Raw genomic sequence first — 14,552 nt, forward strand, 5'->3', positions numbered from 1 at the left:
CGACGGATGACGGAGATCGATGTGAAACCCTTCACCTACGCGCTCGCCCTCGGCCTCGCGACGGCGCAGCTCGCCTTTCCGGCGCTCGCCGCCGACATCACCGGCGCCGGTGCGACCTTCCCGTTCCCGGTCTATTCCAAGTGGGCGGAAGCCTACCGCAAGGACAGCGGCACCGGCTTGAACTACCAGTCGATCGGCTCTGGCGGCGGCATCAAGCAGATCCAGGCCAAGACGGTCGATTTCGGCGCCACCGACGCGCCGCTGAAGGGCCCCGCCCTGGAGAAGGACGGCCTCGTCCAGTTCCCGACCGTGATGGGCGGCGTCGTCGCCGTCGTGAACATCCCCGGCGTCGAGCCGGGCAAGCTCAAGCTCACCGGCGACGTGATCGCCGACATCTACGCCAACAAGATCACCAAGTGGTCGGACCCGAAGATCGCCGCGCTCAACGAGGGGCTGAAGCTCCCCGACGCGAACATCACCCCGGTCTACCGCTCGGACGCCTCGGGCACGACGAACATCTTCACCACCTATCTCAGCCAGGTCTCCGAGGGCTGGAAGAAGGAGTTCGGCGCCGCCACCACCGTGAGCTGGCCCGCCGGCCAGGGCGGAAAGGGCAACGAGGGCGTCACCGCCACCGTCAAGCAGGTCCCGAACGCCATCGGCTACGTCGAGTCGGCCTACGCCAAGCAGAACAAGCTCAGCTACGCGCTGATCCGCAACAAGGCCGGCAAGTTCCCGCAGCCGGACGACAAGGCGTTCCAGGCGGCCGCGGCCAGCGCCGACTGGAAGAGCGCGCCCGGCTTCGGCATCACGCTCACCGACCAGGCCGGCGACGACGCCTGGCCGATCACGGCGGCGACCTTCATCCTCGTCCACAAGGAGGCCGCCGATCCGGCCAAGTCCGCCGACGTGCTGAAGTTCTTCGACTGGGCCTACAAGAACGGCGACAAGCTCGCCTCCGACCTCGACTACGTGCCGCTGCCGGACGCCGTCGTCGGCCTGATCCACGAGGAGTGGAAGCAGGTGAAGGGCAAGGACGGAAAGCCCGTCCTCGGCATGTGAGGCCGAACCCGCGGGGCCGCACGCGGCCCCGCGGCCGATCGCGACGAGCGGACGGCCCGCGCGAAGCGCGAGGGCTGCCCGTTCCCCGAGCGGGCGCAGCGTCCTCGCCGGATCTCGCCCGCGCGTCCGGCCCCGCCCTCGCGCTCGGCCGTTCGGCACGCTACCACGCCAGCCGGTGAAAAGAACCGCGGATGACCGCCTTGACTGAACAGATCGCCGTGACGCGCGCCGCCTCGGGCGCGCGCCTGCGCAAGGGGCCGAGCAAGGGCCTCGACGCCCTGTTCCGCGCCGCCGCCTACGGTTCGGCCCTGCTGGTGCTGCTGGTGCTCGCCGGCATCATCGGCTCGATCCTCTACGGCGGCTGGCCCGCCTTCCGCGAGTTCGGCTTCGGCTTCCTCACCTCGAGCGCCTGGAACATCGGCACCGAGCAGTACGGCGCCCTGGTCGCCGTCACCGGAACGCTCGCCTCCGCGGTGCTCGCCCTGGTGATCGGCGTGCCGATCTCGCTCGGCATCGCGATCTACCTGACGCAGCTCTGCCCCGGCTGGGCGCGCAAGCCCGTCGGCATGACGATCGAGCTGCTCGCCGCCGTGCCCAGCATCATCTACGGCATGTGGGGCCTGTTCATCTTCGCGCCGCTCTTCGCCCGATTCGTGCAGATGCCGGTGTCGAACCTGGTCGAGGGCATGCCGATCGTCGGCACGCTGCTCTACGCCCGCGTGCCCTCGGGCGTCGGCGTGCTCACCGCCGGCATCATCCTGGCGATCATGATCGTGCCGTTCGTGGCCTCGATCGCCCGCGACATGCTCGACCAGATCCCGACGATCCTGCGCGAGAGCACCTACGGCATCGGCTGCACCACCTGGGAGGTGGTCCGCCACGTGCTGCTGCCGCAGGCCTCGGTCTCGATCATCGGCGCGATCATGCTCGGCCTCGGGCGCGCCCTCGGCGAGACCATGGCGGTGACCTTCGTGGTCGGCAACGCCAACCGCCTCTCGGCCTCGGTGTTCGATCCCGGCTCGACCATCGCCTCGCGCATCGCCAACGAGTTCAACGAGGCCGACGGCCTGCAGCTGAACTCCCTGATGGCGCTCGGCTGCATCCTGTTCGCGATCACCTTCGTCGTCCTGATCATCGCCCGCTTCCTGACGCGCCGCGTCAAGGTCGCCTGAGGGACCCGCCATGGACGCTCCCAACACGATCCGTCCGGCGCCGGCCCTGAAGCCGGCCCGCATCCGCGGCAGCCGCCGGGTCGCCGACCGCACGCTGCGGATCGCCTGCCTGGCGGCCACCGTGCTCGGCGCCTTCGTCCTCGGCTCGATCCTGCTGATGCTCATCGTCGAGGGGGCGCGCGGGTTCTCGCCGCTGCTGTTCACCCAGCCGACCCCCGGCCCCGGCTCGGAAGGCGGCGGCATCGCCAACGCCATCCTCGGCAGCCTCGTGCTCACCGGCATCGGCATCCTCATCGCCACGCCGATCGGGCTGATGGCCGGCACCTACCTCGCCGAGTACGGCCGCGGCTCGAAGCTCGCCGAGGTGATCCGCTTCCTCAACGACATCCTGCTCTCGGCTCCCTCGATCCTGATCGGCCTGTTCGTCTACACCCTGATGGTGCGGCCGATGGGGACCTATTCCGGCTGGGCCGGCGGCGTCGCGCTGGCGATCATCGCGACCCCTGTGATCGTGCGCACCACCGAGGACATGCTGCGCCTCGTCCCCGGCACGCTGCGCGAGGCCGGCGTCGCGCTCGGCGCCCCGATGTCGACGGTGATCCGCAGCGTGACCTGGCGGGCGGCCTCGGCCGGCATCGTCACCGGCATCATCCTCGCGCTGGCCCGCATCGCCGGCGAGACCGCGCCGCTCCTGTTCACGGCGCTCAACAACAACTCGTGGTTCAGCCCGGACCTGATGGGCGGCGTCGCGAACCTGCCGGTGATGATCTACCAGTTCGCCCTCTCGCCCTACCCGAACTGGCAGCAGCTCGCCTGGGCCGGCGCGCTCCTGATCACCATGACGATCCTGCTGCTCTCGGTCGTCGCCCGCTTCGTCATCAAGCCGCAGCGCGCCCGCTGATCCGCCGCCGGCATCCACGAGGAACACGACGATGAACGCCGCTCCCGCGATCAACGCCACCCGGTTCGACGGCCGCAACCCGGCCGACGAGCACGCGCCGATCCGCATCAGCGCCCAGGCCCTGAACTTCTACTACGGCCAGTTCCACAGCCTGAAGAACATCAACCTCGACTTCCACGACCGGCAGGTGACCGCGCTGATCGGCCCCTCGGGCTGCGGGAAGTCGACCCTGCTGCGCACCTTCAACCGGATCTACAGCCTGTACCCGGAGCAGCGCGCCGAGGGGCAGGTGCTGCTCGACGGCCAGAACATCCTCGATTCCGGCGTGGACCTGAACGAGCTGCGCTCGCGCATCGGCATGGTGTTCCAGAAGCCGACGCCGTTCCCGATGTCGATCTACGACAACGTCGCCTTCGGCCTGCGGCTCTACGAGAAGCTGCCGAAGTCCGAGCTCGACGGCCGCGTCGAATCGGCCCTGCGCAAGTCCGCGCTGTGGGACGAGGTGAAGGACAAGCTCAAGCAGTCCGGCATGGGCCTCTCCGGCGGCCAGCAGCAGCGCCTGTGCATCGCCCGCACGGTGGCCCAGAGCCCGGAGGTGATCCTGTTCGACGAGCCGACCTCGGCCCTCGACCCGATCTCGACCGGCCGCATCGAGGAGCTGATCGAGCAGCTGCGCAGCGAGTTCACGATCGTCATCGTGACGCACAACATGCAGCAGGCGGCCCGCATCTCGCAGTTCACCGCCTTCATGTATCTCGGCGAGGTCATCGAGGTCGGCCCGACCAACCGCATCTTCATGAACCCGACGGTGCGCCAGACCCAGGACTACATCACCGGCCGCTTCGGCTGAGCCGCACCCGGATCGTTCGAGGACCCACGCCCATGCCCGGCCACATCGTCACGTCCTACGACACCGACCTCGAAGACCTGCGCCGCTCGATCTCCGAGATGGGCGGCGTCGCCGAGAAGATGATGACCGAGGCGACCGACGCGCTCGTCCGCCGCGACACCCAGCTCGCCCAGGCGGTGATCGTCGCCGACAAGCGCCTCGACACGCTGCAGCGCGAGATCGAGGAGCGCGCGGTGCTGCTCATCGCCCGGCGCCAGCCGATGGCGATCGACCTGCGCGAGACGATTTCGGCGATCCGCGTCTCGGGCGACCTCGAGCGCATCGGCGACCTCGCCAAGAACATCGCCAAGCGCGTCGTCGCGATCAGCGACCAGGCCCAGGCCCAGAAGATCGTGCTCGGCGTGCAGCACATGAGCGACCTCGTCCAGGAGCAGCTTAAGGACGTGCTCGACGCCTATGCCAGCCGCGACGTCAACGCGGCCCACAACGTGTGGGAGCGGGACGGCGAGATCGACGCGCTGTACAACTCGCTGTTCCGCGAGCTGCTGACCTACATGATGGAAGACCCGCGCAACATCTCGTTCTGCACGCATCTGCTGTTCTGCGCCAAGAACGTCGAGCGCATCGGCGACCACACCACCAACATCGCCGAGACGATCCACTACCTGTCCACCGGCGAGAACCTCGCGGGCGACCGCCCGAAGAACGACGCCTCGAACTACGCGACGGTGGCACCGGGCGCCTGAGGGCTGCCGTCTCTTCCCTCCTCCTGTGCGGGGGAGGGTGGGCCTCGCGTGAGCGGGGGTCGGGAGAGGGGAGCGACCGCTCCGGATACGGCGCTCCCCTCTCCCGACCCGCTTCAGGGGGGAGGGAGGTCCGTGGCGATGGATGAGAAAGTCGGGCGGTCCGCCCGGGAGTGCCCTGCATGCGTACGCGGATCCTGATCGTCGAGGACGAGGAGGCGCTGACCACCCTCCTGCGCTACAACCTCGAAGCCGAGGGCTTCGAGGTCGATTCCGCCGCCCGCGGCGACGAGGCCGAGCTGCGCCTGCAGGAGCAGGTGCCCGACCTGATCCTGCTGGACTGGATGCTGCCGGGGCTCTCCGGAATCGAGCTGTGCCGCCGGGTGCGGGCGCGGCGCGAGACGGTGTCCCTGCCGGTCATCATGCTCACCGCCCGCGGCGAGGAGGGCGACCGCATCCGCGGCCTCGGGACGGGGGCCGACGACTACATCGTCAAGCCGTTCTCCGTGCCGGAACTGCTGGCGCGAGTCCGCGCGCTGCTGCGGCGCGCCAAGCCCAGCCACGTCGCGAACCTGCTGGAAGCCGGCGACATCGAGCTCGACCGCGACAGCCATCGCCTGCGCCGGGCCGGCGGCGAGATCCACCTCGGGCCGACCGAGTTCAAGCTGCTCGAGTTCCTGATGCAGAGCCCCGGCCGGGTCTATTCCCGCGAGCAGCTCCTCGACGGCGTATGGGGCCACGACGTCTACATCGACGAGCGCACCGTCGACGTGCATGTCGGCCGCCTGCGCAAGGCCCTGAACCGCGCCGGCGAGACCGACCCGATCCGCACCGTCCGCGGCTCGGGGTACGCCTTCGACGAGACGTTCTCGGGCGAGGATTGAGTTCGGCTTTCGGTGGACGGCTCAAGCGACCGCAACGATCCGCGACCTGCCGTGGGTCCCTTCTCCCATGGGGAGAAGGACAGGATGAGGGGCGTGAGTCATTCGGGTCGGTCACGACCCTCACCCCAACCCTCTCCCCATGGGAGAGGGAGCCGTCGCGCACACTGAAGTGATGTCAGTCCTACGAAAATTATATTTTTACCAAGCTTCAGGGGACCTTCGTCCCCCCGCCGTCGAGCCCCGCGCTGCGGCCCGTCGCCTTCACGGCGTCCAGCGCGCTCAGCATCGTCCCCTCGGTGAGGATCTGCGGCAGCACCGTCGGCTCTCCGGCACCCGCATAGAGCAGGTAGAGCGGCACGCCGCTCCGGCCGTGGCGCTCGAGCAGGCGGGTGATCTCCGGGTTCTGGTTGGTCCAGTCGCCCTTGAGATACGTGACGTCGCGCGCGCGCATCGCCGCGCCGACCGCCGCCGTCCCGAGCGAGGTGCGCTCGTTGACCTGGCAGGTGATGCACCACGCCGCCGTCATGTCGACGAAGACCGGCCGGCCGCTCGCCAGCAGCGCGTCGAGGCGGGCCTGCGTGAACGGCTCGATCCCCTCGGCCCGGGCCTGGGCCCCCGGTGCGACGCGGTCGTGGTCGAGGGTGAGGGCGAGCCCCGCCACGCCGGCGACGGCGAGCACCGCGAGGCCGCGGGCGAGCTGCGCCCGGACCGGTCGCGCGTCGCGGCCGAGCTCCCACGCCCAGGCGGCGAAGCCCATCAGCACCAGCCCGATCAGCGCCGCGAGCAGGCCCTGCGGCCCGACCTGCTGCGCCAGCACCCAGACCAGCCAGGCGACCGTGGCGTAGATCGGGAAGGCGAGGGCCTGCTTCAGCACGTCCATCCACGCGCCGGGCCGGGGCAGGGCGCGCAGCGCCGGCGGCCACAGGGTGAGCGCCAGGAAGGGCAGGGCGAGGCCGAGGCCGAGGCTCGCGAACACGACGAGGCCGGCAACGGTCGACTGTGTCAGCGCGAAGCCCACGGCCGAGCCCATGAACGGGGCGGTGCACGGCGTCGCCACGACCGTCGCGAGCACGCCGGTGAAGAACGAGCCCTGGAGCCCGGCCCGCCGGGTCAGCCCGTCGCCGAGCCCGGACAGCCGCCCGCCGAGGTGAAGCATGCCCGACAGGCTCAGGCCCATGGCGAAGAGCAGGTAGGCCAGCGCCGCCACCACGGTCGGCGATTGCAGCTGGAAGCCCCAGCCGATCCCGGCGCCGCCCGCCTTCAGGGCGATCAGCAGCGCGGCCAGCGCCAGGAAGGCCGCCAGCACCCCCGCGGTGTAGGCGAGCCCGTGCAGCCGGACCCGCGCCGGCGCCTCGCCGGAATGCCTCACCAGGCTCAGCACCTTGATCGACAGCACCGGGAAGACGCAGGGCATCAGGTTGAGGATCAGGCCGCCGAGCAGCGCGAGGCCGGCCGCGGTCCACAGGGTCAGCGCCTCGGCCGGGTCGGTGCGCGCCACCGCCGGCGCCGCGATCGGCATCGCGCCGCCGCCGGCGAGCGGCGCCTCCTCGCCGAGCGCGAAGGCCTCCCGAACGAGGCCCCCGCCGGTGTCCTCGTCGATCGCCAGCACGCCGGGCAGCGATTCGGGCGCGGGGTCGGCGGGCGTCGCGCGGGTCAGCGTCAGGTGGAGGCCCGAAGCGTCGACGGTGAAGGGCTGCGGCGCGGCGTTGTCGATCGCCGTCTCGGAATAGGGGAAGAACGCCACCGCGCGGACCGTGTCCGAGGCGAGGCCCGGAGCCTCGAGGTCGAGGGCGAGCCGGTCGCCCTGGCTCGACAGCCGCACCGGCCACGGCGCGCGCTTGGGCAGGGCGGCACGGGCGCGGGCGAACAGGTCGACGTTGCCGGGATCGGCCGTGGCCTCGCGCGCGACCGGCAGCGTCAGGGCGAGATCCGCCGAGCCGGGAATGCACTCCGTCTCGCATACGAGATAGGTGAGCTTGCCCGCCAGCGTCACCGGCGCGGCCGGGTCGAGGCTCGGCGGCGGGGTGACCCGCACGAGCAGGATCGCCTCCCCCTCGTAGCCGAAGTTCATCAGCGTCGCGATCGGGATGCGGTGCGGCGCCGGCCACTGGATCGCCGAGGCCGAGAAGCCCGCCGGCAGGGTCCAGGTCACCTCCGGCGGCAGGCCGGAATCGCCGGGATTGCGCCAGTAGACGTGCCAGCCCGGCTTCATCGCCATGCGGATGGCGACGGTGAACGGCGTGGCCCCCGCCACCGCCGCGGGCTCCGCCGCGAGGCTCGCCCGCACGAGGTCGGCCGGCGGCTTGAAGCCCTGGGCCGCGACCGGCCACGCGAGCAGGGACAGGAGGAGGGCGGCTGCGCGGATCATGCGGTCCTTATCGCGCGACCGACGACGACGGTTTCACGCCGCCATTCTCATAGGCCCGAACCGGCGGAGGGTAAAATCGCGGGCGTGCGACAGGTTGGAACGGAGGCGCCGCCGGATCGCGCATTCGAAGCGCGACGCGGCTCCCCCACTCGGGAGAGGGGACCCGCGTCAGGCTGGATGTTCTCGCGGATGCGCGGTTCGATCGTTCGAACTCTTTAGGACCCGCTGCTCAACGCCGCCGTCGCCCGCTCCAGCCAGGCCCGCGTCTCCGGGTCGAGGTCCGCGGACAACACGTCGCGGACGCGGGCGTGGTAGGCGTCGACCCAGGCGCGCGCGTCCGGGCTCAGCATCTCCGGCACGATCAGGCGGCGATCGTAGGGGACGAGCGTCAGGGTCTCGAAGCCGAGCACCGGGCGCTCGCCGCCGGGCACCGTGCGGGGCTCGACGAGGACGAGGTTCTCGATGCGGATGCCGTAGGCGCCCGCTCGGTAATAGCCCGGCTCGTTGGAGAGGATCATGCCCGGCTCGAGCGCCACCGTCCCGGTCTTGGCGATGCGCTGCGGGCCTTCGTGCACCGACAGGAAGGCGCCGACGCCGTGGCCGGTGCCGTGGTCGAAGTCGAGGCCGGCCTCCCAGAGCGGCAGGCGCGCCAGGGTGTCGATCTGCGCGCCGGTGGTGCCCTTGGGGAAGACCGCGCGGCCGATGGCGACGTGGCCGCGCAGCACGCGGGTGTAACGATCGCGCATCTCCGCGCTCGGCGCGCCCACCGCCACCGTGCGGGTGATGTCGGTGGTGCCGTCGGGGTATTGCGCGCCGGAATCGATCAGGAACAGCTCGCCCGGCGCCGCCCTCCGGTCCGTGGTGCGCGTCACCCGATAATGCACGATCGCCCCGTTCGGCCCGGAGCCGGAGATCGTGGGGAACGAGACGTCGCGCAGATCCCCGCCGGCCGCGCGAAAATCCTCCAGCACCTCCACCGCGGCGATCTCGCTCGGCGCGTCCTGCCCGTCGAGCCAGGCGAGGAAGCGCACCACGCTCGCCCCGTCGCGCCGGTGCGCGGCGCGGGCGCCGGCGATCTCGGCCTGGTTCTTCACCGCCTTCATCGCGGTGATCGGGTCCGGGCCGACGTCGGCGGTGCCGCCCACCGCCGCGACGCGTTCCTTCAGCGCGACCGCGCCCGTCGCCGCATCGAGGCGCACGCGCTTGCCCGCGAGCTCGCCGAGCGCCGGCTCGAACGCGTCGCGCCCGTCGATGTCGGCGATCGGTCCGAGCGCGTCGCGCGCCTCCGCCGTCACGTCGCCGGAGGCGAGGAAGAGCCGCGGCCGGCCCTCGCGCGGCAGGACGGCGTAGCCGAGCGCGAGCGGCGTGTGGCCGACGTCGGCCCCGCGCAGGTTGAACGCCCAGGCGAGGTTGTGCGGATCGGAGATTACCAGCGCATCGCACTGGCCGGTCTCGAGCTCGGCGCGGATGCGCGCGATCTTCTCGCTCGCGGCCTCTCCGGCGAAATCCAGCGGATGGGCGGCGACGCGTCCGGCCGGAGGCTTCGGTCGCCCGGCCCAGACCGCGTCCACCGGGTTCTCGGAGAGCGCCTTCACCTCCGCGCCGGCCTTGGCGGCCGCGCGTTCCAGGCGGGCGACGCCATCGGGCGTGTGCAGCCAGGGATCGTAGCCGAGCACCGCGCCGCGCCGCAGCGTCCGGGCGATCCAGGCCTCGGCGGTGCTCTCGGCGAGCGGCACGATCGCGACCACGCCGGGATCGACCTGTTCCGGCGCCTGCAGGGTGTAGCGTCCGTCGACGAACAGCGCCGCGGCATCCGCCAGGATCACGGCGGTGCCGGCCGAGCCGGTGAACCCGGTCAGCCAGGCGAGACGCTCGGCATTGGCCGGGACGTATTCGGACTGGTGCTCGTCGGCCCGCGGCACGACGAAGCCGTCGACGCCGGCTTCCCGAAGGGCGGCACGAAGGGCGGCGACGCGCTCTGCCGCCTTGCGGTGGCTCGAATCGTCGAAGGTCTGGAAGCGGGTGCGGCTCATCCGGCCAAGGTATCGCCGGCGCGGGTCGGCGGGCAACCGACCTCAGCGGGTATCGATGCGATCTCAGCCGCCATCCATCGGCGGGTCGGGAGCGCGATCGCCGGGTGTGCCGTCGTAGCCTTCGAGCCAGGCTCTGCGCGCATCGGACCCGACCGGGTAGGGACATGCATCCTTCGGGCGGCCGTGGCTGCGGGCGCGGGCGCCTTCGGTGATCGGATCGGCGGGCGGTTTCGCGGGCGTGTCGGTCATGCCGGGAAAATGCGGGCGCCCGCGTTCGGTTCAGCGATGCGGAAAACCGCCGCGCGCGCCACGGGCGAGCGGCCGCGGCGCCGCCCCGCCGCGGCGGAGCACCAGGGCGACCCAGCCCTCGATCGTGCCCTTCGAAGCGAGATGGAAACCGCGGTGGCGGTAGGCCGAGAGCACGCCGGCGACGTCGCGCTCGATCAGGCCCGAGAGCACCAGCACGCCGCCCTCGGCCACCACGGCCGACAGCGTCGGCGCGAGCCGCCGCAGCGGGCGCGCGAGGATGTTGGCGAAGACCACGTCGAAGTGGCGCGGCCGCGCGGCCAGGGCGTTGCGCACGCCGGGCGCCTCGTAGAGCTTGAGGTACGGCCCGAGGCCGTTGGCATGGGCGTTGGCGCGGGCGGTCCTGACCGCCTCGCCGTCGAGGTCGCCGGCGATCACCGGCCGGCGCAGAGCCTTGGCGGCGGCGAAGGCGAGGATGCCGGTGCCGGTGCCGACGTCAAGCACCCGGCCGGGGCGCCCGCGCTTCAGCACGTCGACCAGCGCCTTGAGGCAGCCGAGCGTGGTGCCGTGATGGCCGGTGCCGAAGGCGAGCGCCGCCTCGATCTCGATGGCGAGCTCGTTCGGCCGCACGGTGGCGCGGTCGTGCGAGCCGTGGATGCGGAAGCGGCCGGCCCGCACGGGCACGAGGCCTTCGAGCGAGGCGCGGACCCAGTCCTTCTGGTCGATGGTGCGGAACTCCGCCGCGTCCGCCTGCGCGCCGACCACGGGGCGGATCAGGTCGCGGATGAAATCCTCGTCCGGCGCGTCGGCGAAGTAGGCTTCCAGCCGCCACGTCACCCCGTCCTCCGCCTCGAAGGCGGCGACCGCCGTCTCGGTCGGGTCGAACATCTCGCCGAGCAGGTCGGTCATCGTGCGCGCCGACCGCTCGTCGGTCATCAGCTGCAGGACGTGGGTCGGGCGGTTCGGGTGCAGGCCTTCGAGCATGGCCGGCCTTACCACCCTCGGCCGCGTTCCGCGACGTGTGGCGCAGTCCGCGGCGGAAATGTTGTGGCCCGTCCGGTCCCGCGATGGCCGAGGTCGGCAACCGCGGCAAAATCGCCTGCCAATGCGGCAGATTGTTTACCCGTTCATCATATGGACCCCCGGAACCGGGGTTACCGTGCAGCGTTTTCGGTCACTTCTCCGCGTCGTCCGAGTCGTTCGACCATCGAGGGTGCGTCCGCGTGACCAATTCGAGACCATCCGTTCGTCGGCCGGTCGTCCTTAACGGCGTCTCGCGCCGCCGTCGCCAACCGGTCCGCGCCCGCGACACGTTGCTCGGGGCCGAAGCCCTCGACACGCCCCTGCCGGGCCAGCTCCTCGTGCTGCTGAGCCGGCTGCACCGCGCCGAGGACGCGAAGCCCCGCGGAGACGAGTTCGACGCCTGAGCGGCTTGCGCACGGCATCGTCCGCGTCCAAGCCTGCGGCGTGAGGGGCCGCGACGAGCCGCGGCGCCCGGACGGGACGCGCCATCCTTGCTCGACCTGACGCCCGACGAGTGGACCGCGGTGGCACTGAGCCTGAAGGTGGCCGCCGTCGCGACGCTTGCGAGCCTCGGGCCCGGCCTGCTGGTGGCCTGGCTGCTCGCCAAGCGCACGTTTCCGGGTCGCGCCGTCCTCGACGGCCTCGTGCACCTGCCGCTGATCCTGCCGCCGGTCGTGACCGGCTACCTGCTGCTCCTGACCCTCGGGCGACGCGGCCTCGTCGGCGCGTGGCTCGCGGAGGCGGGCATCGTGTTCGCCTTCCGCTGGACCGGGGCAGCGCTCGCCTGCGCGGTGATGGGCTTCCCGCTGATGGTGCGGGCGATGCGCCTGTCGATCGAGGCGGTGGACGCCCGGCTCGAGCAGGCGGCCGCGACGCTGGGCGCCCGGCCGATCGCGGTGTTCCTCACGGTGACGCTGCCGTTGAGCCTGCCCGGCATCCTCGCCGGCGCGGTGCTCGCCTTCGCCAAGGCGATGGGCGAGTTCGGCGCGACCATCACCTTCGTCTCGAACATTCCCGGCGAGACACAGACGCTGCCCTCGGCGATCTACACCTTGACGCAGGTGCCGGGCGGCGAGGCCGGCGCCTTGCGCCTGACGCTGATCTCGGTCGCCCTGTCGATGACCGCGCTGCTGCTCTCGGAGGTGCTGGCCCGCCGCATCGGCCGGAAGCTGGGAGCGGGGTGATGGAATCCCCGTCGCATGCCAGGGGCACCCTCCCCCGCGGAGGGGGGAGGGGAAAGCCCCACAGCCGCGCCTCACGCATAGGCGTACGGCCCACCGCGCTCCAGCGCCCGCTTGTAGGCCGGGCGGGCATGGATGCGGGCGAGCCAGCCGGTCAGCTTGGCGCCGGCTCCGGTGCCGCGTGCGGCGAAGGCTTCGAGGGGAAAGCTCATCTGGATGTCGGCGGCGGTGAAGTCCGCGCCGCAGAACCACGGCCGGGCGGACAGCTCCTCCTCCCAATAGGCGGCGTGGCGGCGCAGCTCCGGGTCGACGAACTTGGCCGTCACCGCCTTGGCGATCCCCCTCGCGAGGGGGCGCACCAGGGCGGGGCTGCCCGGCGCCAGCCGGGAGAACACCAGCTTCAGCAGCAGCGGCGGCATCGCCGAGCCTTCCGCGTAATGGAGCCAATAGATGTAGCGGCGATGCGCTTCCGTGCCCGGCGCAGGCACCAGCGCGCCGCCGCAGCGGGCGGTGAGGTATTCGACGATGGCACCGGACTCGGCCACCACGATGTCGTCGTCGGTGATCACCGGCGACTTGCCGAGCGGGTGGATCGCCCGCAACGCCGGCGGCGCCAGCATCGTCTCGCGGTCCCGGGCGTAGCGCTTCACCGTGTAGTCCAGGCCGAGCTCCTCGAGCAGCCAGAGCACCCGCTGCGAGCGGCTGTTCTCCAGGTGGTGGACGGTGATCATGCGCGGCCTTCCGTGAGGGTATCGCTGCACAACGCCGGTCCGCGCCGATCGAGCCGCCCGGCATGACGCTCGACGTCGCCGTCGCCCTGCGCCGGGGCGCCTTCACGCTCGACGCCGCCTTCGCCGCCGGGGCCGGGCTCACCGCCCTGTTCGGGCGCTCGGGCTCGGGCAAGACCACGCTGATCGACCTGATCGCCGGGTTGAGCCGGCCCGATCGAGGCCGCATCGTCGTCGCTGGCGAGACGCTGGTTGACACCGACCGGCGCATCGCCCTGCCGGTGCACCGGCGCCGGATCGGGCTGGTGTTCCAGGATGCCCGCCTGTTTCCCCACCTCAGCGTGCGGAGCAACCTCGGCTACGGCCGCTTCTTCGCGGGCCGCCGGGCGGAACGGGCCGAGCACGACGCCGTCGTCGACATGCTCGGCATCGGCCACCTGCTCGACCGGCAGCCCGCGGGTCTCTCCGGCGGCGAGCGCCAGCGCGTCGCCATCGGCCGGGCGCTGCTGGCGAGACCCCGCCTGCTGCTGATGGACGAGCCGCTGGCGGCACTGGACGAGGCGCGCAAGGGCGAGATCCTTCCCTATATCGAGCGCCTGCGCGACGAGGCCGGAATCCCGATCGTCTACGTCAGCCACGCGGTCGGCGAGGTCGCGCGGCTCGCCAACACCGTGGTGGTGCTGGAGGCCGGCCGCGTCGCCGCCGCGGGCCCGGCGGAGGCGATCCTGCGCCGGGCCGACCTCGTCCCGGTCCACGAGGCCGAGGCCGGCGCGCTGCTCGACATGACGGTCGCCGGGCACGACCCGGCGGCCGGCCTGACCCGGCTCGAAGGTGCGGCCGGGCGGCTGCTCGTCCCACTCCTGCCGCGCGCGATCGGCAGCGTCGTGCGGGTGCGCGTGCCGGCCCGCGACGTGCTGATCGCGACCGCGGTGCCGTCGGGCCTCAGCGCGCGCAACATCCTCTCCGGCCGGGTCGCGGCGCTGATCCCGGCGGGCAACGCGGTGATGGTCGAGGTGGCGTGCGGCGGGGCGGTGCTCGCGGCCCGCCTGACCGGGGCCGCCGTGCGCGACCTCGACCTCGCGGTCGGCCGCCCCGTCCACGCGGTGATCAAGAGCGTCGCCCTCGATCCCGCCGGAATGGGCGGGCGCCGGGCGATCGAGATTTGAGGCATGGTCTGACTCGGCCCGTTTCCGAGCGCAGCAGCCGATTGCTGCGCTCGGAAACGGGCGTTCATGGGCCGTGCGCTCCGAGTGTGTTCGGCGCGGTTTGCGCACCCAAAATCAAAGTTATTCTAGGAGTAAAATCAGCATCCGGTAGTTTTTAATCGATTGGATTGACTGTAACACAAGTTTAATTCGATC

The 14,552-nt window shown here is 71.6% G+C and carries 14 protein-coding genes; 9 read left to right on the top strand and 5 right to left on the bottom strand.

Going from position 1 to position 14,552, the window contains the following annotated elements; translation table 11 throughout:
• The first annotated feature begins 21 nt into the window (after positions 1-21).
• From pstS to phoB, 6 genes are all read left to right on the top strand, one after another.
• A complete protein-coding gene (pstS, locus tag MKK68_RS27145; RefSeq protein WP_147728115.1) occupies positions 22-1,062 on the top strand; it encodes a phosphate ABC transporter substrate-binding protein PstS in 1,041 nt (346 codons plus the stop codon).
• A gap of 191 nt (positions 1,063-1,253) precedes the next feature.
• Positions 1,254-2,234, top strand: coding sequence for a phosphate ABC transporter permease subunit PstC (gene pstC / locus MKK68_RS27150; RefSeq protein ID WP_244033505.1), 981 nt, complete (start codon positions 1,254-1,256; stop codon positions 2,232-2,234).
• 10 nt (positions 2,235-2,244) lie between these two features.
• The gene (gene pstA / locus MKK68_RS27155; RefSeq protein ID WP_147843377.1) at positions 2,245-3,135 is read left to right on the top strand and encodes a phosphate ABC transporter permease PstA; all 891 of its coding nucleotides are present in this window, start codon (positions 2,245-2,247) and stop codon (positions 3,133-3,135) included.
• A gap of 31 nt (positions 3,136-3,166) precedes the next feature.
• Positions 3,167-3,985, top strand: coding sequence for a phosphate ABC transporter ATP-binding protein PstB (gene pstB / locus MKK68_RS27160; protein WP_147728562.1), 819 nt, complete (start codon positions 3,167-3,169; stop codon positions 3,983-3,985).
• 32 nt (positions 3,986-4,017) lie between these two features.
• Positions 4,018-4,731, top strand: a complete 714-nt coding sequence (gene phoU / locus MKK68_RS27165) for a phosphate signaling complex protein PhoU (RefSeq protein ID WP_147728561.1) — start codon at positions 4,018-4,020, stop codon at positions 4,729-4,731.
• A 179-nt stretch (positions 4,732-4,910) separates the two neighbouring features.
• Positions 4,911-5,612 (top strand): phosphate regulon transcriptional regulator PhoB, encoded by a 702-nt coding sequence (gene phoB / locus MKK68_RS27170; protein WP_147728560.1) that lies wholly within the window; start codon positions 4,911-4,913, stop codon positions 5,610-5,612.
• Positions 5,613-5,820: 208 nt separating this feature from the next.
• Here phoB and MKK68_RS27175 read toward each other — a convergent pair whose 3' ends face one another.
• The 4 genes from MKK68_RS27175 to MKK68_RS27190 all read right to left on the bottom strand — a co-directional run bounded on the left by MKK68_RS27175 (position 5,821) and on the right by MKK68_RS27190 (position 11,243).
• Positions 5,821-7,980: a protein-disulfide reductase DsbD family protein gene (locus MKK68_RS27175; RefSeq protein ID WP_244033506.1), complete on the bottom strand. Its 2,160-nt coding sequence runs from the start codon at positions 7,978-7,980 to the stop codon at positions 5,821-5,823.
• Between the two features lie 215 nt (positions 7,981-8,195).
• The gene (locus MKK68_RS27180) at positions 8,196-10,013 is read right to left on the bottom strand and encodes an aminopeptidase P family protein (RefSeq protein WP_244033507.1); all 1,818 of its coding nucleotides are present in this window, start codon (positions 10,011-10,013) and stop codon (positions 8,196-8,198) included.
• 63 nt (positions 10,014-10,076) lie between these two features.
• Positions 10,077-10,262, bottom strand: a complete 186-nt coding sequence (locus MKK68_RS27185) for an Rmf/CrpP family protein (protein WP_147729957.1) — start codon at positions 10,260-10,262, stop codon at positions 10,077-10,079.
• 30 nt (positions 10,263-10,292) lie between these two features.
• Positions 10,293-11,243 carry a 50S ribosomal protein L11 methyltransferase gene (locus tag MKK68_RS27190; protein WP_243933187.1) on the bottom strand — a complete coding sequence of 317 codons (951 nt, stop codon included), beginning with the start codon at positions 11,241-11,243 and terminating at the stop codon, positions 10,293-10,295.
• A 239-nt stretch (positions 11,244-11,482) separates the two neighbouring features.
• On the opposite strand from MKK68_RS27190, the gene MKK68_RS27195 reads away from it, so the two are divergent.
• Together MKK68_RS27195 and modB are read left to right on the top strand one after the other, a co-directional pair.
• Positions 11,483-11,686, top strand: a complete 204-nt coding sequence (locus MKK68_RS27195) for a hypothetical protein (RefSeq protein ID WP_147729157.1) — start codon at positions 11,483-11,485, stop codon at positions 11,684-11,686.
• Between the two features lie 87 nt (positions 11,687-11,773).
• The gene (gene modB / locus MKK68_RS27200) at positions 11,774-12,466 is read left to right on the top strand and encodes a molybdate ABC transporter permease subunit (protein ID WP_147729156.1); all 693 of its coding nucleotides are present in this window, start codon (positions 11,774-11,776) and stop codon (positions 12,464-12,466) included.
• Positions 12,467-12,537: 71 nt separating this feature from the next.
• On the opposite strand, the gene MKK68_RS27205 is transcribed toward modB, so the two are convergent.
• The gene (locus tag MKK68_RS27205; RefSeq protein WP_243935691.1) at positions 12,538-13,194 is read right to left on the bottom strand and encodes a glutathione S-transferase; all 657 of its coding nucleotides are present in this window, start codon (positions 13,192-13,194) and stop codon (positions 12,538-12,540) included.
• Between the two features lie 62 nt (positions 13,195-13,256).
• On the opposite strand from MKK68_RS27205, the gene modC reads away from it, so the two are divergent.
• A complete protein-coding gene (modC, locus tag MKK68_RS27210; RefSeq protein ID WP_243933191.1) occupies positions 13,257-14,357 on the top strand; it encodes a molybdenum ABC transporter ATP-binding protein in 1,101 nt (366 codons plus the stop codon).
• Positions 14,358-14,552: the final 195 nt, after the last annotated feature.

The organism is Methylobacterium sp. E-016 (assembly GCF_022829745.1).
Classification (GTDB): Bacteria; Pseudomonadota; Alphaproteobacteria; order Rhizobiales; family Beijerinckiaceae; genus Methylobacterium.